The sequence below is a fragment of the Nitratireductor sp. J20-h4 genome (assembly GCF_056780505.1).
Map to the genome: position 1 here is coordinate 1,802,467 of NZ_CM165557.1, position 17,899 is coordinate 1,820,365.

The following is a 17,899-nucleotide window of genomic DNA, read 5'->3' on the forward strand; positions in this document are numbered from 1 at the left end:
TAAAGTTAGTTTTGTAGTCAACAATCAAACCACGTTCATGCTCGACCGCGTCCGCGGCGTTGACCGGTGGCGTGCGTCAATTCGCCGGCCAGGCACGGCGTCGCAAAGGCGGTCGCCGAAGACCGCAACCCAGGGAGGACCAGGACATGACCGAGACGACTTCATCCACCCATAGCGATGCTCCGCCTGCCGGCGAGGTCGCCCGCGCCGTGCCGCCCGCCAAGTCGATCCCCTTCACCGAGGTTCCGCTTGTCGACTTCCAGGGATTCAGGAACGGCACGGATGCCGACAAGAAACGCGTCGCCGCCGAGATCGGCAAGGCACTCAACGATGTTGGCTTCTTCTACCTGATCAACCATGGCATCCCTGCCGGCGATGTGGCGGCCGTCTTCGACGCCGCGCGCGGTTTCTTCACCCAGCCCGGTGAACGCAAGACCGCGGTTTCCAGCGAAAAGACCAGCAACCATCGCGGCTATTTCCCGATGGGCGGCGAAAATGTCGATCCGCTTCACACCCGCGACCTGAAGGAGGGGTTCGACATCGGCTTCGAGGGCCCGCTCGCCCAGGAAGAGGCGGGCAAGCGCGGTTTGCGCGGCCTCAACCAGTGGCCCGACGACCCGCCCGGTTTCCGGCCCGCCCTGGAGCGCTACTACGAACACAGCGTCGCGCTCGGTCGCGATTTGTGCCGCGCCTTCGCGCTGGCGCTCGATCTGGAGGAAGACACGTTCGACCGCGAGATCGAGCACTCCGAATCGCGCATGCGCCTGTTGAGCTATCCGCCGCAGCCCGGCGGTCCCAAGGACAGTAGCGCCTTCGGCGCCGGCGCCCATACCGATTGCGGCTGCCTGACCATACTGGCCCAGGATGCGCTTGGCGGGCTGGCCGCGCGCAACAGCGCCGGGGACTGGATCGCCGTCGATCCGATCGAAAACGCGCTGGTCTGCAATGTCGGCGATATCATGGAGCAATGGTCGGGCGGACGCTTTGCCAGCACGGTCCACCGCGTCATCAACGATTCCGACCGGTATCGTTATTCTGTGGCGCTGTTCTTCAACCCGAACCTCGACGTGGTGGTCGACAGTTTCAAGAGCCTGACCGGAGCCAAGAGCGCCGGCGGCAAGTCGACCACCGAGGAATATCTGGGCTGCTGTTTCAGCGAAACCCGCTCGGCCTGCCAATTGCCCTGACCAGACCGGGTCGGCTGGAGGACGTGGCGCGCAGCCATGGCACCAATCATGGCGCGCGCTACGTTGCGATGGCGGAAAAAACGCTCGTGATGATCGTCGCCAGTCTCGCCGCCAGCGGCCCGCCCCGACCGGGCGCGGCGCTCAACACCAGGTGCGTCTCGCCCAGATGCGGCAGCACGTCGTCGGCAAGCATGCGCAAACCGGCCTGACCCGACAGCGTGCTGTGCGGCAGGACGCCGACGGCGATGCCGGCGGCGATCGCGGCGCGAACGCCCGACACGCTCTCGCTCGTCAGCACGATTTGATGCTCGAGCGCGGAATGGCGCAACAGATCGAGGCAGCGTTCGCGCCACCAGCAACTGCGGTCGAACAAGGCCACCGGCAGCGGGCGCCGGGTTTCGAGGTCCCGGAACCGGGATCCGGCCCACACCGCCCGCTCGGAATGAACCACCCGGTCGGTCGCAGAAACGGCCCGGGGCGAGTGCAGGGCGAGGTCGAGTTCGCCATGCGCGAGCGCGCGCGGAAAATCCATGCTCGACATGCAGCGCACGAACAGCCGCGCCGCCGGCTGGTCCTCGGCGAAGCCGGCCAGGACCGCCGGCAGGATCGTGTCGCTATATTCCTCCGGCACGCCGAGCCGGATTTCCTCGCCCACCGGTTCGCCGCGAAACCGGGTCGCGGCCCGCTCCAGCACGTCGACGACATGGCGGGCGACCGGCAGCAATTGCTCGCCGGCCGGCGTCAGCGTCACCCCGCGGCCATGTCTTTCGAACACGCGCTGCCCGAGCGCTCTTTCCAGCTTCTGAACCTGCAGGCTGACGGCCGATTGCGTGCGCAGAAGCTGCGCCGCGCCGGCGCTCAGGCTTCCCGCCCTGGCCACGGCCAGAAACACGCGCAGCAGCGTGCTGTCGAGCGGCTCGCTCATGCCATCGTTTTCAATCATGGCTGATATTTATCCTATTCGTTTTCGAAATAGAAGCTTTTGCCGTAAGGCTGGGGCTCCAGGAGAGACGCCTTGAACAGTGTCCTGTCGCATGCCGACCGTCGGTTCGTTCTCGCGCTTGTGGCCGTTGCCGCCGGCCTCGCCGCGACGGCGCTGTGGCCGCAAAAGGCGCAAGGCGCGGCGTTGTTTGCGCTCGTCAGCCTGGTCAAGGTCAGCCCGATGGTCGCGCTCGGCATCGTGCTGTCGGCCTGGGTGGCGGCCAGCGGCGCCGGTGCCGTGACGGCCAACCTGTTCAAGGGGCGTCCATCGAGCGTGATCGTCACCGCCGCCGCGATCGGCGCCGTCACCCCGGTCTGCGGGGTCACCGTGCTGCCCCTGATGACCGGGCTTTTGGTGTCGGGCGTGCCGCTGGCGCCGATCATGGCGTTCTGGCTGTCCTCGCCGGTGACCGATCCGTCGCTGTTCACCGCGACCTGGGCCGTGCTCGGCCCCGGCTTTGCCATCGGCAAGACGCTCGCCGCCTTCGCGATCGGAATTTTCGCCGGTCTGGCAACGGCGCTCTTGCACGGGACACGGATGGTACAGGCACCGCTGCGGGCGCATCGGCGCAGCGGACAAAAAACCGGCTGTGCGCCGGCCGCCGGCGGATTTGTTCCCGCGGTGTGGCGCGATCCGCTCCGCCTGCGGACCTTCGCCCGTGAGCTTGCATGGATGACAAAACTCGTGCTGCTTTGCCTGTCGCTTGCCTTCGTGGCCGAATTTCTGTTGCGCGACCTGGTGCCGCCCGAATTGTTGGGCGTCTACGCCGGCGCCGACGCGCCCTACGCCATTCCGCTCGCCGTAACGCTCGGCGCGCCGCTCTATCTCGACGGCTACGCCGCCCTGCCGCTGGTGCGCGGTCTGCTCGATCTCGGCATGTCGCCGGGCGCCGCGCTCGGTTTCCTGGTCGCCGGCAGTGCGGTCAGCATCTGGGGCGTGCTGGCGGTCGTGCCGGTGCTGCGCGCCTCCACACTGGTCCTGTTCGTGGCGCTGGCGGTGGCCGGATCGCTCGCCTCGGCCTACGCCTTCCAGGCGTGGTGGCAGGTCTAGGCTTGACCCCGGCAGGCGCCAGACTGTCCGCCGGGGCAGGGTGGGGGTCGGCTTGACACATATCCGCGCGACCAGTTTTATCGTGGCAAGTCAGGGAATTTTTTTGCCGAATGTTGACTGCACACGATGCCGCGAAGGGATTTGATGCCGTGGGAGCGCCCGCCCGCGTCGAAGTCCTGCTGACGCTGGTGCGGGCCGGACCGGACGGTCTGTTGATCGGAGAATTGCAACGGCGCCTCGAGATCCCGGCCTCGACCCTCGCGCATCACCTGCGGATTCTGCACAATGCCGGCCTGATCAGCCAGGAACGTCAGGGACGTACCACCACCTGCCGGCCAAACTTCGCCGCGATCGAGGACCTGGCCGCCTTCCTGATGAAGGAATGCTGCGTCGACCGCGCGCCCCAGCCCTCGTAGACAGTTTTTGCGCAGGACGCGGCGACGCGTGCCTGGGCGGGAGCGCCGCCGCGATTTTCGACGGTCGTGCGGTGCAAAGGCGACGCGATCACGCCGCGCGCGCGGCGATCTTGACCAGATTCTTGAGAAGCATGGCGCGCGTCAATGCGCCGACGGAGCCGTGGCGTGGTGTGACGAAGCCGGCGACATCGGCCACCGCGTCGTCGATGTCGGAGACCGTCTGGCCGTCCGCGTCGGCCGATATCCCCACGCCGATGACGGCCGCGCCCGGCTTGACCATGGTCTTATCCACCAGCCCGGCGACCCCGGCCGCCGAGACCACGATGTCGGCGCGGCGCAGCGTTTCGGCCAGGTCGGGCGAGCGTGTGTGCAGCAGGGTGACGGTGGCGTCTACGCCCTTCAGCGACAGCAGCATGGACAGCGGCCGGCCGACCAGCATGCCGCGGCCGATGATCGCCGCCGAGCGGCCGGCGGTCGCGATCTCGTAATGGAGAAGCAGCGCCAGCACGCCGGCAGGCGTGCACGGCACGATATCGGGCGTTGCGGCAAGCAGCCGGCCGAGATTGACCGGATGGCAGCCGTCGACATCCTTGGCCGGATCGATGGCGTCGAGAACCGCCGTCTCGTCGAGAGGGGCGGGCAGGGGAAGCTGCACCATGAAACCGTGCACGGTCCGGTCGCGGTTCAGATCCGCGACGACATCGAGCAGGCGCGCCTGCGTCGTCTCCGCCGGCAGGCGCATAATTTCGGCCTCGATGCCGGTTTCGGCACAGTCCGCGCTCTTGCGCGCGACATAGGCGGCGCTGTCGGCACGGTCGCCGACGATCACGATGACCAGCTTCGGCGTGATGCCGCGGACCCTGAGGTCCGCGGCGGTGGTTGCGATCTCGCGCCGGAGGCGGACGGCGAGCGCCTCTCCGTCCAGCAAACGGGCGCGAGGAGCCGACATCATTTCAGGCCGATCGCCGGATCGATGAAGCGGTTGGTGACAACGTCTTCCGGCTTGACGTCCGGGTCGGACCGTTCGTCGAGCCAGGGCTTTACGATGGCCTGCATCTCGGCGACGCGTTCCATGTCGAAATCGCCCAGCGTGTCGTTGACGCCGTTGCCGACAATGCCGCGTTCCTTGAGCGTCTTGGAGGCGTATTCCATCTTGCCCATCGGGGTTTTCCACCAGCTGGTGGCGTGGCCGGCCTCGTTGAAGTCCGAGATCAGCTTGTTCACCTCGTCGGGATTGTTGACGTAGTCGATCCAGGCCTGCTGCATGATCGGCACCACCTTCTCCAGGCACGGCGCGAGCTCGTCCAGGCGCGGCGTCGCCACCGACAGCATGCCGGTATAGTTGCGGTAGCCGAGTTCGCCCACCGTCACCGCGTCGATCGGCTTGCCCCAATTGTTGCCGGTCGAGAAGCTGTAGGGTTCGCTGGTGACAAACCCCTGGTTCAGCCAGGTGCCGTTATTGGTGACGAAGTTCTCGCCGTCACCGCGATAGCCTTCCACGAACACGTCGCGCGACACGCCCGACTGGAGGAGGTAGAGACCGAAAGTGCGCTGGATGGTCGAGACATAGATCATGCCCTTGCCCGAATCGGCGAATTCTTTCAGGTCGTCGAGCGAGTGGAAACCGTCCGGATAGGTGCCCTTGTCCCAGAACAGTCCCTGCGGGGCGTTGTCCAGCGGAGCGAACACGCCCACGGTGGGAAAGCGCTTGGAAAACAGGAAGGAATTGTCCAGTTCCTGGTAGCCCAGATGCGGCGTGACGCCGGCCCGCGAATTGCCCAGATGCAGGGCCGAATAGGCGGTTTCACCGTCGCCGAGGCCAATGCCGCCGCCGCCTTCGAGGATCATCAGATCGATGCCGGTCGAGCCGAGCGGGCCGACATATCTGCCCGCCGACATTTCGCCGCCGGCGCCGATCATCTGGTAGAAGCCGCCGTGCTCGGCCTGTGCCAGCCAGTCCTTCTGGATGATCAGCGGGTCGGGGCACACGTCGGCCAGCGGCGTGGTGTAGTTTTCCTTGGCGAAAGCGCCGGGCTCCTGGGCGCCTGCCGTGCCGATCGCGCCGGCGAGCAGGCCCGAGGCCAGGGCGGTTGCTAGTCTGTATTTCATCCGAGTTCTCCCATTTTCGGTTGCGAGGTGGTTCAAGGCTTGCGCCTTTTGGTGGTCAGGTCGGTGCGGCGCCGGATTCATGCCATTCCGAAAACAGCCTGTTTCCGAGCCAGGCAAAGAACAGATAGACGCTGATCGATAGCGCCGAAGAGGCGATCAGCGCGGCATACATCTGTTCGTACTTGAAATCGATCTTGGCGTTGATGAGCATCTGGCCGAGGCCGCCGCGGCCGGCCAGGAAGAAGATTTCCGACACGATCGCGCCGATGACGGCCAGCCCGGCCGAAATGCGCAGCCCGGCAAACAGCGACGGCGCGGCCGAAGGGAAACCCGCCTTGCGCAGGATCACCGGCCAGCCCGTGCCCTGCAGCTTGAACAGGTCGATGACGCCGCGATCGACGCTCTTGAGGCCGAGCAGCAGGGTCGTGGGGATGGCGAAGAAGGTAAACAGCGCCACGATCAGCACTTTCGGCATGAAGCCGAAACCGAGCGCGCTCTGGATCAGCGGAATGATGGCCAGGATCGGGATCGACTGCAGCGCCACCAGATAGGGAAAGAAGGCGCGCTCCATGACGTGAAAGCGGAACATGATAACGCCCAGCACCATGCCGATCGGAATCGAGATGCACATGCCGACGATGGCGATTGTGATGGTCACCAGCGCACGGTCGAGGAGCTCGGCGCGCACATCCGGCAGCGCAAAGGCGTTGGACCAGAGCGACCACGCGTCCGGCATCAGGAACTGCCGGTGCGGCTCAAGCTGCGCCCTGGTCCACCAGTAAAGCAGGATCAGCAGGAAGCCGAGAAGGATCGGCGGCATGATTGTGGTGAAAAAGCGCTGCAGCATGTTGGCCGGCGGCGGCAGCGGCACGGCGCGATAGGTCTGAGGCTTGGCTACGGGTGCTGTGGTCATGTCTGCCTCTCAATTCTCGATGGCCGCGCGCAGCGATACGGACAGGTCGCCGCACAGTTCGGAAAATTCCGGTGCGTAGCGCAGTTCCGGCGTGCGCGGATAGTCGAAGGGAACGTCGTACACTTTCAGGATCCGCCCGGGGCGGCGCGACATCACCACGACCCGGTTGGACAGATAAACGGCTTCGGGGATCGAATGGGTGATGAAGAGCCCGGTGAAGCCCTGGCGCATGAACAAGGCGATCAGCTCGTCGTTCAGGCGCTCGCGGGTGATCTCGTCGAGGGCGCCGAACGGCTCGTCGAACATGAACACGCTCGGATTGAGCGCCAGCGACCGGGCGAGCGAGGCGCGCATCTTCATGCCGCCGGAAAGCCGCTTGGGATAGTGGTTCTCGAATCCGGTCAGGCCGACCAGGTCGATCTGTTCCTTGGCGATGCGCCGCCGTTCGGCGGCCGGGAATCCGCGCAGCTCCATCAACAGTTCGACATTCGCCATCACCTTGCGCCACGGCAGCAGCGTCGCGTCCTGGAACGTATAGCCGAGATGATTGCGGTCGACGTCGACCGTTCCGGCGGTGTGGTTGACCAGGCCCGAGGCGATCTTGAGCAAGGTCGACTTGCCGCAGCCCGAAGGCCCGACGATCGACACGAACTCGCCCGGCTTGAGCGCCAGAGACACGTTGTCGAGCGCCTCGGTCCCGTCGGGAAACTGCATCGACACATGGTTGAAGGAAAGCGGCGCGCCGGCGGTCCCTTTGTCGGAACCGGCGGAAGACGTATCGGCAGGGTCGTTTTCGGGCGGCAGTTTCAAAGCTTGTGCCGTCATGGGTATTCCTCCCTGGAGTGTGTGGTCACGGACTGGTCATGCGGCCAGCCGCTTTGCGAAGCGTTGTACGGAAAAGGGCGAGCGATCGATCGAGGACGGGCGGCCGACCATCAGGTCCGCCACGAGCCGTCCCGTCGAGGCGCCCGAACACATGCCGACATGCTGATGCCCGAAGGCGAACACCACGCCGGGATAGCGCGGCGAACGGTCGATGACCGGCAGGCTGTCGGGCAGGCAGGGCCGGTGCCCCATCCAGCGCGACGGATTGCTGCGGTCGAGATCGGGAAAAAGCTCCCCGGCAATGTCAGCCAGCCGGTCGGCGCGGGCATAGTTCGGCTTCGCCTTCAGCCCGGCCAGCTCGACCGTGCCGGCGATCCTCAGCCCGGGCCGCATCGGATTGACGAACACGCTGCGCTTGTTCCACATCACGGTGCGGTTCACCTCGATGCCGGCCTGCGGAAAGGTGACATGATAGCCGCGCTGGGTCTCCAGCGGCACGACGGCGCCGAGCTTGCGCGCCAGGCCGGCAGACCATGCGCCGGCGGCCAGGACGAGCCGGTCGAGCGGCTTGCGCCCCTGGTCAGTGACGAGCGCGGTCGGGCCGTCCGGCCCCATCTCGATGTCCTTGACCTCGGCGCGCAGGAATTTGCCGCCATTGGCAAGCACCTGGGCCATCACCGCGTTGACCAGCAGGCTCGGATCGATGGTCGAGCCGTTATCGGGCGCGAAGATGCCGAGGCGGAAGCGCCGCGCCAGCGCCGGCTCGAGCTGGCGAATCTCGTCCTCGCCGATTTCGTCCATCGCCGCGCCCAGATTGCGCCGCAACTCCAGGGTCCACTTCGCCGCGTCCAGTTCGGCCTGGTTCTCATACACATAAAGGCAGCCATTGCGCCGGATCAGGGCGCGGAATTCGCCCGGCGGCAAAAGACGCTCATAATCCTCGAAGACCGGTTCCATCAAGGCGCGCATCGCGGTCGCCACCCGGGCCACTTCCTCGCGGCTGGCATGGCTCAAAAAGCGCATCAGCCACGGCGTGATCGACGGCAAATACGACCAGCGCACGGTCAGCGGCCCGAGCGGATCGATGAGCCAGCCGGGAATCTTGCGCAGCATGCCGGGCATTGCGACCGGCAACACGGCGCTGGGACTGATCGAGCCCGCATTGCCGAACGAGGTCGCCATGCCGGGATCGACACGGTCGACAACGGTGACGGCGTAACCCTCGCGCTGCAGGGAGGCCGCGCAGCATGCCCCGACGATGCCCGCCCCGACGACGGTGACGTGGCCCTGTCTCTCGGCGCTGGTGTCGGCTTGGTTGATCATTGTGGAAGCCGTCAATGTTTCAGCATTTCGAGCCGGACCTTTTCCACGAAGCCCGCGGCGCGTTCTGCCGAGATATTGTTGATGTCGTAAAGGGCGTGGTAGCGCACCTTCACGCGCGGATTGCAGATCACCCTGAGGAAACGGGTGGCGTTCTTGCGCGGCGGATCGCCAAGCACCGCGGCGCGCCAGCGTTTCGATCCGTAGGTCGTAACCGTGGTCAGCTTGCGTATATTGGTCAGGCCCGGTCCGATCTTGCCGTCCTTGAGCACGAACGAGACGTCGGGCAGGAAGACGCGGTCGAAATATCCTTTCAGGATCGCCGGCCAGCCGAAATTCCATACCGGATGGCACAGCACCAGCGAATCGGCGCGGCGCAGGCGCTCGACATAGGGATCGATGCGCTGCCGGTTGATCTCGACATCGTGATAGGTGCGCCGATCGTCGGCCGACAGCACCGGATCGAACCCCTCGCGGTAAAGGTCGAGGTCGTCGACCTGATGCCCGGCCTCCTTCAGGCTTTCAACCACGGTTTGGTGCAGCGTCGCCGACAGGCTGTCTTCGAGCGGGTGTGCGTAAACTACGTGTACGTTCATGGTCCTGGCTGCCGGTTCTACTTGGCGAAAAGGAAGGTCTTGCCCGCAACAGGCGTCCAGTCCGGTTCCGTCCAGGCGATCATTTTGCCGGGGTTCATCAGCCCCTTCGGGTCGGTCTGCTTCTTGAACTCGAGCTGACCGACATCGGTCCGTTTCATGCCGCCTTCCTCTAGCGTCACGCGATGCGGGTTGAAGACCGGCAGGCCGAGCTTGCCCTCGATCGTCATGATGATCTCTTCCAGCCGCTCCTCTGAGGTGAAGCGCACCAGCGGCAGGGCGACCGGCGTCACGACGCCGTCGAAACGGGTGAATTCGCAATGCATCATCAACTCGTCGCCGAACGTGTCGCGCACGGCGACGAAGCTCTCGTCGAGCCTGTCGCGCGGCAGCATCATCTGCAGATAGGTGATCGAGGGATCGATGCGCAGCGCACGCAGCGTGGTGTGGTTCCAGGCCAGCTCATAGACCGCCGGCAGCTTGCCCGTCGCTTCGGCCGTGTCGGCGCGGAAGCGCAGATGAGCGTGGTCGAGAGGCGACAGATGCGCCTCCAGCGCGGCCAGCGAGTCACGCGACACCATCATGGCGATCGCGGCCTCGCCGTCGACCAGGAACGGGCCGTGGCGGCGGAAATAAAGCTCGGGGATCGGCGCTTCGAACGTCGACAACATCCGCTTGGAAATCGCCTCGTCCTCGCCGAGCGCAATGGCGAGCGCCGTTGCCCTGTCGAAACCATCGACGCCGATCAGCACATCGACCCAGTCGGAGGCGGGGTCGATCGGGAGTTCCACCTCGGTGATGACGCCGTTGACGCCATAGGCATGGGCGGCCTTGGAAATATCCTCGCCGACCAGCTCGATGATGCGCGGCATCTCCTCCATCGTCACAAGGCGAAGCCGGCGCAGATTGGCCGGGTTACGCAAGCCGCCCCAGCGAATAGCGCCGACGCCGCTCGATCCGCCGGCGATGAAGCCGCCGATGGTGGCCGTGGCCGCAGTCGAGGGAAACAGGCGGATTTCCCTGCCGCTCTCGCGCGCGGTCTTTTCCAGATGCTCGATCACCACGCCCGGCTGGGCGATGATGTGGTCGGGGCCGACCTTGACGATGCGGTCGAGATGTTTGGTGTGCAGCACCGCGCCGCCGAACAGCGGCATTGCCTGGCCGTAATTGCCCGTGCCCGCGCCGCGCACGGTGACCGGCACGTCGTATTTCCAGCAGGTGGCGAGCACCCGCACGACCTCGTCCTCGTTACGCGGCGCGACGACGAAGTCGGCCGTGACGGCGCCGAGCTGGCGCTTCAGGATCGGGCTGTACCAATAAAGATCCCGGCTCTTCTGCTGGACGGTGGCCGGATTGACGTCGAGATCAAGTCCGGACAGCGCCTCGATGCAGGCCTTCAAATCCCCGCTCATACCTTCTCCTGTGCGGTCAATGGGTCTGGCCGTTGCAGGAACGTCCCGTCAACCGGCCTGCCGTGGCGCACGACGCAGCGCGCGATGCGCGAACGGCAAAAAAGATCGATCCAGTCCTTTGCCGCGAACTGGACGAAATCCGCCGGCTGGCCCGGCGCCAGCCGGCCATGCGAGGCCAATCCCAGCGTCTCGGCCGGACGCAGCGCGAAAGCGTCGGCCCAGGCGCCGATCTCGGCTTCCAGATGCGCCAGGCGCACGGTTTCACGCATGACCTCGAACATGTCGAAATCGCCGTACGGAAAGAACGGGTCGCAGACATTGTCGGACGCGAACGAGACCGGAATGCCGCGCGCGCGCATTTCCTTGACGAGCGTCAGGCCGCGCAGCCGCGGCGTGCGGCCGGCGCCGCGGTCCTGCAGGAACAGATTGGTGGCCGGCAGGGCGACGACATGCAGCCCGGCCCTGGCGACACGATCGAGAGTCGCGGCGGCGCTATCGTGCGGCTGCGTGGACAGGCTGCAGCAATGGCCGACGACCACGCGGCGCGAAAAGCCGGTGTCCAGCACCGCCCCGGCGATCATCGCCAGGCCTTCGGCGCGCATGTCGAGCGTTTCGTCGACATGGAAATCGACATCGAGATCGTGCTTGCCGGCCATTTCGAACAGCCGGCCGAGCCGTTCGGCGCTGGCCATGGCCGGCGGGACGAACATGCCAAGCACACCGCCAAGACGCGAAAGCTCGGCGCAGCGTTCGGAAAAGTCGGGCGCGTCGACCCGTTCAAGCGCCATCAGCGCCACCGCCTGGAGGGTAAGCCGGTCGCCGAACTCGTCGCGCAGGGCGGCGAAGACCCGCCAGGCCGGGCTTTCCTGCGGCATTTCGGGCGTATCGAGATGGGTGCGCAGGGCGACCGTGCCATTGGCGTAGGCGCGTTGCAGGGACCGGCGCATGCGCGCGCGCAGATCGTCTTCGGTGCGGTTCGGCGCGTCGGCGATCGACAGGCGCACGGCGTCGAGCAGCCCACCTTCGGGCAGGCCGGTGCGATGCACCGTATACGCCTTGTCGAGATGGACATGCATGTCGACGAAGCCCGGCAGCACCAGCGTGCCGGCCGCGTCGATCGATACGCCCTGTTGCGTGTCCGGCCGGGCGGCGAGCCTGCCGTCGCGAATGAACAGGTCGGCCGTGGCCAGACCCGACGCGGCGTCTGCGTCGCGCACGGCGATCCCGTCGCAGACGGCAAGCGGCACACGCGCGTTCAGAAGGGCGAAATCGCCGGTTTGAGGAACGGAGGTCACGTTCACGCCGGGCCTGTCGTGCGCGGCAGGTCGTGCCGGGCGACTTCCTCGATCAGACGCGCATAGCGTATGGCCGCGTGCTCGACGATGCGCGCGCCGATCTCGGGGGTCGCGGCGGAGGCGTCGCCGGCCGCCCCGTCAGCATGCAGATCCTCGATCGACCAGCCGGCCGAAACCGGCCCCATCAGCCGCAAGACTTCGTTGGAGCGCGCGACCTCGGCCGAGGCGGGTACGAAATGGCGCGCCTTGCTCATGTCGACGAGATCGGGTCGGAAATGAAGCATGGCCGCGGTTTCGACCAATCCGCCATGAATGCCTTCCTGCGCCTCGCGCGGCGAGACGACGCCTTCGGGAAAGCCCATGCTGACCCAGCCGGCCGCGACGCAGAACAGGCCGAGTTCGACGCGCAGGCGCCGGATGACGATCTGCAGGACTGGCACGTTGCCGCCATGGGCATTGAGAAACACGACGCGCCTGACGCCGGCGCGGGCAATGCTGCGTCCGATCTGGGTCAGGATGGCGATCAGCGTCTCGGCGTCGAGGCTGACCGTGCCTTGATAACCCAGATGTTCGTCCGACTTGCCGTAGGCGACCGCGGGCAGGACCAGGGCCTGCGCGTCGGCGACCCGCGACGCGGTCTCGCGCGCCATTTCCTCGGCCAGAACGGCATCGGTCGACAGCGGCAGGTGGGGCCCGTGCTGCTCGATTGCGCCAACCGGCACGATCGCCACGGCATCGGCCAAAGCCGAGTCGCGAAACGCCGTGTGGTTCAGGTCCGCCCAGAAGCTAAATGGCATCAAACTCTCGATTATCGAACTAATGTTCGCAAATAGTACAGAACGGGCAAATACCGTCAAGCCAAAAATGTCCGGACGGTGACGCCTTTCCCCATTCGCGCTAAGTGCCGACTGCGCGCGCAGCCCCTGGCTTGACATCAGGGGTCGGGTCGCGATTTATGATATTAGAACAAATGTTCTATTATCGACCAGACAGACCAGGAGCCCCGGCGTTGATCAAACCCGTCTTATTGACTCCCGAAACATTCGCCCCGTTTGGTCGGGTTCTGCGGCCGGGTCTGGGCGCCGTGAAGACGATTCGCGACGGCGCGGTGCGGCTGTCGCAGAATCCGGACTTTCTCGACCACGACGGCGACGCCGTCGATCTCGCGCTCGATTTTTACGACGTCGCCGCGCACGGCGCCCGGCTCGACGCGCTCCAGGCCGAGCGCCATCCGCATTCCGCCCAGCTTTTCGTGCCGCTCGTTGAGGCGCGCTACCTGGTGGTCGTGTGGCCGCAGCGGCCCGACGCCGCCGACGCGCTCGCCTTTATCGGTGGCCCAGGCCAGGCGGTGATCTACAAGCCCGGCATCTGGCATCACGGCATCGTCGCCCTCGAACGCCAGACATCGTTCGCCTCGCTGCTGTGGCGCACCAAAACCGGTGGCGACACGGAATTCTTCGCGCTGCCGTCGCCGGTCGGCATCGATCTCGAAGGACCGGCGTCATGAGCGTCATGACCGCCGACATCGGCGCGCGCTTCGTCGATATCGCATTGTCGGCCGACGGCTCCTTTCATGCCGCGAAATATCCGATCGGCACGCATGATCCCGCCGCCGCCCTGTTGCAGGCGATCGACGCGACCGTGGCGCAAAACGACATCGCGTTGTGCGATCTCGCGGAGCTGAGAATCGGATCGACGGGCGCGGTCAACGCGTTGATTGCGCGTACCGGTCCCCGGATCGGTCTGGTCGTCACCCGCGGTTTTGCCGACACTTTGGCGCTCGCGCGCCAGAACCGGATCGACCTCTACGATCCCGTCGCCCGCTCCGCCGGACCGACCTTTCTGGTGGCGCGCGACGACATCGTGGAGATCGGCGGGCGGATCGCGGCCGACGGCGGGGAGGTCGAGCCGCTCGATCGGGACGGCCTGACCCGGGCGGCCGATCATTTTGCACGGCACGGCATCACCAGCATCGCCGTCTGCCTGCTGTTTGCCCATGTCGCGCCCGCTCACGAACTGGAGTGCCGGGCCGCCCTGGCCGCCGCGCTACCGGCGGCCGACATCGTGCTCTCGCACGAGATCGACGCGCAGCCGCGCGAATATGAGCGCATGGTCTCGACATGTGTCGAGGCCTGGCTGCGGCCCGGCGAGACGGCGATGATCGACGCACTCGCCGACGGGCTTGAGACACGCGGATTTGCCGGCGCGATCCGCTTCGCCGATGCCGGCGGCGCGCTGCTTCAACAGAAGGATGCGCGCCGGCGGGTTTCCTCATTGCTCGGCAACGGCCCCGCCGCCGCCATCCGGCTTGCGGCCGCGATCGTCGGCCGTGAGGGCAAACATCCGGCGATCGCGCTCGATATCGGCTCCACCAGCACCGATTTCGCGCTGATCGGCGGCCAGGGTCCGAGCCTCGTCGCCGAGGCGCAGTTCTGCGGCGTGCCGCTGCGCCAACCGATGGTGGACATGGAAAGCATGAATATGGGCGGCGACAACCGCTTCGAGACCGGGCAGGGCGGCACGGCCGCGCTCAGCGACGCCGTTGCCGCGCGTTTCTTCACCGCGCGAACCGACGCGGCCGGTCTGTCGCAGGACGCCGCCCGGACCGTCATCGACCGGGCCGAAACCGAGATCGCGGCCGGCATCATCCGCCACAGCGTGCGCCGCAATGTCGACCCGGCCGGCGCCGCGCTGGTGGCCATGGGCGGGCTCGGCGGCGTGCTGGCCTGCGGCATTGCCGAAAAGCTGGGCATGGCGACGGTCATCGTACCGGCCGCCCCGGCCGCGGCGGGCGCGCTCGGTCTGCTGTTGAGCGCGCCGGTGCTGTCGGCCGAGAGCCGCATCGCCGCCACCGCGACGGACCTTACCGACACGGCCCTGGCCAAGGCGGCGGGCGCCCTGACCGACAGATTTGCCGCGCAGCACGGGGCGGCGCCAAAAAACGCCCCGGCCGCGATCTACGCGATCCGGGCCGCCGCCAACAGGCACATGCACGGCTTCACCCTCCGGCTCGGGGCTGAGCCGCCGACCGTCGCGAGGCTCCGCGCGGCAATAGACGCGCACTACCGCGAACGCTACGGCGTCGCCTGTCCCGGCGAGGGCTATGTGTTTTCCCTAAGCGCAAGGCTCGAACACGCCGCCTCGAGCGCGCTGCCGGCCCTGGGCGGCGACGCGCAGACCGAGCCGGCGCCGTCCGGCGCCGTAGCCACGCCCTGCGGAGACCTGGTGGTGGCAGACGGCTGGCGGCTCGCGCACGCGTACGAAACGCATTTTCTCCTGACACGGAGCCCGCATCATGGATGACTCCCGCCTGACGATCCTGCAGATGCGCCTGGACGGGATCGCCCAGGCCATGCAGGACACGCTGTTTCGCTGCGCGGTGTCGCCGGTGGTGCGCGAGGGCAACGATGCCGCCGCCGCGCTGATGGCCGCCGACGGTGAATTGCTGGCGCTGTCGGATGCGATACCGCTGCTGCTCGGCGCGTTGCAGGGCTCGGTCGAGGCGATCCTGTCGCACTATCCGGCCGACACAATGCGGTCGGGCGATCTTTATTTCATGAACGATCCCTATAGCGGCGGCACCCATTTGCCCGACATCACCGTGGTGATGCCGGTTTTCGCCGGCCCGTCGCTGATCGGTCTCGCCGCGACCATCCTGCACCATCAGGACGTGGGCGGCATCCGCGCCGGCTCGGTTCCGCCCGACGCGGTGGAAATCTTCCAGGAAGGCCTGCGCCTGCCGCCGATGCGGCTGGGGCAGGGCGGGGCCGTCGACCCGGCGATCAAGCGGCTGATCGAGGCCAATTCGCGCGCGCCGGCGACGGTGCTCGGCGATATCGGCGCGCAGATCGCGGCCGCCAATCGCGCCGCCGAGGCGCTGGGCACGTTGGCCACCGAACTGGGCACGGACGGTTTTCTCACCGCGGCGGCCGCCTGTCGCGACCGGGCCGAGGCACAAATCAGGGCGGTGATCGACGCCCTGCCGCCGGGGCCGTTTTTCGGCCTCGACGGTCTCGACCCGACGCCGGGCCTGCCCGACATCGACGTGCACGCCAGGCTGACATGCGCGGACGGGCATTTCGACGTCGACTTCACCGGCACGACGCCGCAGGTGGCCGCGCCGATCAATTGCGTGCGCTCCGGGCCGCTGGCGGCCGTCTTCTACGCGCTGCTCAGCCTCGCCGGCCCGGCGCTGTTGCGCAATGGCGGCGTGCTGCGCGCCATCCGCCTGACCCTGCCGGAGGCCTGCATCATCAACGCCCGCCCGCCCGCCGCCGTCAACGCGCGCATGGGCGTGGTGCGCGCCACGACGTCCGCGGTGCTGCAGGCCGTCGCCCAGGCTGCGCCCGACCAGATGCCGGCGGCGAATTCGGGCATGTCCTACGTGCTCGCCTTTTCCGGCCGCAACGACGACGGCGCGCCGTTCCTGGTCACCGAGATCATCGCCGGCGGAGCCGGCGGCGGACCGCGCAGCGACGGCGCGCCCGGCATTTCGACCGATGTCGGCAACGCCATGAACATGCCGGCCGAAGCGCTCGAAGGCATGATCCCGGTGCGGCTGGTCAGCGCGCAGATCCGACAGGGGTCGGGCGGGGCCGGCCGATATCGCGGCGGCGACGGCATTTGCCGCGTCTACGAGGCGCTGGCCGACGCGATCGCCGTATCGTTGCGAGGCGAGCGTTTCCACCGCGTGCCCGAGGGCCTGCGGAGCGGCAGCGCGCCTGCGCATTCGCAGGCAAAAATCCTGCGTACGAACGGAACCCAGGACGTGTTGTCGTCGCGTTCGGCGGTGACGCTCGACAAGGGCGACCGGCTGGTCGTAGAAAGCTGCGGCGGCGCCGGCTACGGCGCGCCAGGGATCGGCTGATGGCAAAGGGCGAGGCGACGCGGCTGCCGGCCCGGTTTGCCTTTGGGCAAAAAAAGCCGATAAGGCGACGACTGGGATTCGCAATTGCGCGCATTCGTTGCAAGACAGGTCGAGAGGCGCTCGGTGCTGAACGAGAACGACAAGGAAATATCGCTCACCTTCGCCAAGGGCCTGTCGGTCGTGCTGGCCTTCGAAGGCAAGGACCGGTCCTTGTCGATGACGGAGATCGCCAAGAAGGTGAATCTCAACCGGGCCGTGACCCGGCGGCTGGTGCGCACGCTCGAGCAGCTCGGCTACGTCTCCTACGATCGCGGGCGCTACGAGCTGACCCCGCGCATCCTGCGGCTTGCCCAGGGTTTCATCGAGGGGCGCGGCATCTCGCAGCTCATCCAGCCGATCCTCAGGCAGTCCTCGCACGATATCGGCGAATCGGTGTCTTTCGCCATGCTCGACGATCAGGACGCGGTCTACGTCGCGCATTCCTTCGTGCCGAGCAAATTCACCTTGAACATGGTGACGGTCGGCAGCCGCGCGCCGCTCCTGCCGACGGCGGTGGGTCGGGCGATCCTGGCCTTTCTGGACGACGCCAAGCGCGAGGAAATCATCTCCTCCGAGCAGTTCAAGGCCTACACGGAAAAGACCGAGACCAATCACGACCGCTTTCTCAACCTTCTGGCCGCGGTAAAGGAAAGACGGTTCTCGTTTGCCGAAAGCGAATATGTCGATGGCGTCAGCTCGCTGGCCGTGCCGGTCTTCGGCTCCAATTTCCGCGTTATCGGCGCGGTGTCGATCATCTTTCCCAGCGGCACCTATACCGAGGCCGAAATCGAGCCGGACCTGGTCAACAAGCTCAAGCGCTGCGCCGCCGATATCGGCGCCAATTTCTGAGCGCGACCGCCATGGCGAGCGGTTTTTCCGCGCGGGGCGCCT

At 66.6% G+C, this 17,899-nt stretch carries 17 protein-coding genes; 7 read left to right on the forward strand and 10 right to left on the reverse strand.

What is annotated here, in order from left to right; translation table 11 throughout:
- Positions 1–146: 146 nt before the first annotated feature.
- Positions 147–1,187 (forward strand): isopenicillin N synthase family dioxygenase, encoded by a 1,041-nt coding sequence (locus tag ACT2B0_RS08805; RefSeq protein WP_473463675.1) that lies wholly within the window; start codon positions 147–149, stop codon positions 1,185–1,187.
- 58 nt (positions 1,188–1,245) lie between these two features.
- Here ACT2B0_RS08805 and ACT2B0_RS08810 read toward each other — a convergent pair whose 3' ends face one another.
- On the reverse strand, positions 1,246–2,130 hold the full coding sequence (locus ACT2B0_RS08810) for a LysR family transcriptional regulator (RefSeq protein ID WP_473463678.1): 885 nt from the start codon (positions 2,128–2,130) through the stop codon (positions 1,246–1,248).
- Between the two features lie 72 nt (positions 2,131–2,202).
- On the opposite strand from ACT2B0_RS08810, the gene ACT2B0_RS08815 reads away from it, so the two are divergent.
- Complete coding sequence (locus tag ACT2B0_RS08815) at positions 2,203–3,219, forward strand: permease (RefSeq protein ID WP_473463681.1); 1,017 nt, start codon at positions 2,203–2,205, stop codon at positions 3,217–3,219.
- 149 nt (positions 3,220–3,368) lie between these two features.
- On the forward strand, positions 3,369–3,635 hold the full coding sequence (locus ACT2B0_RS08820) for an ArsR/SmtB family transcription factor (protein ID WP_473463683.1): 267 nt from the start codon (positions 3,369–3,371) through the stop codon (positions 3,633–3,635).
- 88 nt (positions 3,636–3,723) lie between these two features.
- Here ACT2B0_RS08820 and ACT2B0_RS08825 read toward each other — a convergent pair whose 3' ends face one another.
- From ACT2B0_RS08825 to ACT2B0_RS08865, 9 genes are read right to left on the reverse strand one after another with little or no spacing between them, the layout of a single operon-like run.
- Positions 3,724–4,587 carry a bifunctional 5,10-methylenetetrahydrofolate dehydrogenase/5,10-methenyltetrahydrofolate cyclohydrolase gene (locus ACT2B0_RS08825; protein WP_473463686.1) on the reverse strand — a complete coding sequence of 288 codons (864 nt, stop codon included), beginning with the start codon at positions 4,585–4,587 and terminating at the stop codon, positions 3,724–3,726.
- On the reverse strand, positions 4,584–5,744 hold the full coding sequence (locus ACT2B0_RS08830) for a hypothetical protein (RefSeq protein ID WP_473463688.1): 1,161 nt from the start codon (positions 5,742–5,744) through the stop codon (positions 4,584–4,586). Before ACT2B0_RS08830 ends, ACT2B0_RS08825 begins: the two co-directional genes overlap by 4 nt.
- Before the next feature lie 55 nt (positions 5,745–5,799).
- A complete protein-coding gene (locus ACT2B0_RS08835) occupies positions 5,800–6,657 on the reverse strand; it encodes an ABC transporter permease (protein ID WP_473463691.1) in 858 nt (285 codons plus the stop codon).
- A 9-nt stretch (positions 6,658–6,666) separates the two neighbouring features.
- Positions 6,667–7,482, reverse strand: a complete 816-nt coding sequence (locus ACT2B0_RS08840; protein ID WP_473463694.1) for an ABC transporter ATP-binding protein — start codon at positions 7,480–7,482, stop codon at positions 6,667–6,669.
- A 36-nt stretch (positions 7,483–7,518) separates the two neighbouring features.
- Positions 7,519–8,805, reverse strand: a complete 1,287-nt coding sequence (locus ACT2B0_RS08845) for an NAD(P)/FAD-dependent oxidoreductase (protein WP_473463696.1) — start codon at positions 8,803–8,805, stop codon at positions 7,519–7,521.
- A gap of 11 nt (positions 8,806–8,816) precedes the next feature.
- On the reverse strand, positions 8,817–9,398 hold the full coding sequence (locus ACT2B0_RS08850; protein ID WP_473463699.1) for an NAD(P)H-dependent oxidoreductase: 582 nt from the start codon (positions 9,396–9,398) through the stop codon (positions 8,817–8,819).
- Between the two features lie 17 nt (positions 9,399–9,415).
- Positions 9,416–10,807: an FAD-binding oxidoreductase gene (locus tag ACT2B0_RS08855; protein WP_473463702.1), complete on the reverse strand. Its 1,392-nt coding sequence runs from the start codon at positions 10,805–10,807 to the stop codon at positions 9,416–9,418.
- Complete coding sequence (locus ACT2B0_RS08860; RefSeq protein ID WP_473463704.1) at positions 10,804–12,108, reverse strand: cytosine deaminase; 1,305 nt, start codon at positions 12,106–12,108, stop codon at positions 10,804–10,806. The genes ACT2B0_RS08855 and ACT2B0_RS08860 overlap by 4 nt, the downstream gene beginning before the upstream one ends.
- A complete protein-coding gene (locus ACT2B0_RS08865) occupies positions 12,105–12,899 on the reverse strand; it encodes a creatininase family protein (RefSeq protein ID WP_473463707.1) in 795 nt (264 codons plus the stop codon). The genes ACT2B0_RS08860 and ACT2B0_RS08865 overlap by 4 nt, the downstream gene beginning before the upstream one ends.
- A 173-nt stretch (positions 12,900–13,072) precedes the next feature.
- On the opposite strand from ACT2B0_RS08865, the gene ACT2B0_RS08870 reads away from it, so the two are divergent.
- From ACT2B0_RS08870 to ACT2B0_RS08885, 4 genes are all read left to right on the forward strand, one after another.
- A complete protein-coding gene (locus ACT2B0_RS08870) occupies positions 13,073–13,609 on the forward strand; it encodes an ureidoglycolate lyase (RefSeq protein WP_473465875.1) in 537 nt (178 codons plus the stop codon).
- The gene (locus ACT2B0_RS08875) at positions 13,606–15,405 is read left to right on the forward strand and encodes a hydantoinase/oxoprolinase N-terminal domain-containing protein (protein WP_473463710.1); all 1,800 of its coding nucleotides are present in this window, start codon (positions 13,606–13,608) and stop codon (positions 15,403–15,405) included. Before ACT2B0_RS08870 ends, ACT2B0_RS08875 begins: the two co-directional genes overlap by 4 nt.
- The gene (locus ACT2B0_RS08880) at positions 15,398–16,969 is read left to right on the forward strand and encodes a hydantoinase B/oxoprolinase family protein (RefSeq protein WP_473463713.1); all 1,572 of its coding nucleotides are present in this window, start codon (positions 15,398–15,400) and stop codon (positions 16,967–16,969) included. The genes ACT2B0_RS08875 and ACT2B0_RS08880 overlap by 8 nt, the downstream gene beginning before the upstream one ends.
- An 84-nt stretch (positions 16,970–17,053) precedes the next feature.
- Positions 17,054–17,857 carry an IclR family transcriptional regulator gene (locus ACT2B0_RS08885; protein WP_473463715.1) on the forward strand — a complete coding sequence of 268 codons (804 nt, stop codon included), beginning with the start codon at positions 17,054–17,056 and terminating at the stop codon, positions 17,855–17,857.
- The last annotated feature ends 42 nt before the right edge of the window (positions 17,858–17,899 follow it).